Consider the following 494-nt stretch of genomic DNA (forward strand, 5'->3'; position numbering starts at 1 on the left):
CCGCGCGACGGGCCCGCAGCCTCGGCCCCGGCACCATGGCGGCCGCCCAGATCGAGACCGTCGAGGCCACCGTGCTGACCGACCGGGCCGCCGTCACGGCCGCCGAATCGCAGCTGCGCACCCTGGCCGCCACCGCCCAGCAGGAATGGGGCCCGGTGCTCGGCCGGGGCATCGTCGAGCGCGGGCCGCTGGTCACCCGCCTGATCGAGCGCGCCGACTTCCTGATGCAGGTGACCCTGCCGCCGGGCGAGGTCCTGAACCCGGCCCCGGACGCGGCCTTCGCGGAGGTGCCGCCGCAGAGCGTCCGGGTGCCCCTGCGCCTGGTCTCCCCGGCGACCCGCACCGATCCCCGGATCCAGGGGCAGAGTTTTTTCTATCTCGTCTCCGGGGCGGGCGGCCTCCTGCCCGGCATGAGCACGATGGCGTTCCTGCCCGCCGCCCGCTCGGCCACCGGGGTGCTGGTCCCGGAGGACGCGGTGGTGCACGGGGAGGGG

The 494-nt window shown here is 76.3% G+C and carries 1 pseudogene; it reads left to right on the forward strand.

Annotated elements, in window-relative coordinates:
- Positions 1-494: pseudogene (locus FV228_RS32455) on the forward strand (efflux RND transporter periplasmic adaptor subunit); the annotation flags it as partial.

It is taken from the genome of Methylobacterium sp. WL18 (assembly GCF_008040015.1).
In the GTDB taxonomy this organism is placed as follows: domain Bacteria; phylum Pseudomonadota; class Alphaproteobacteria; order Rhizobiales; family Beijerinckiaceae; genus Methylobacterium; species Methylobacterium mesophilicum.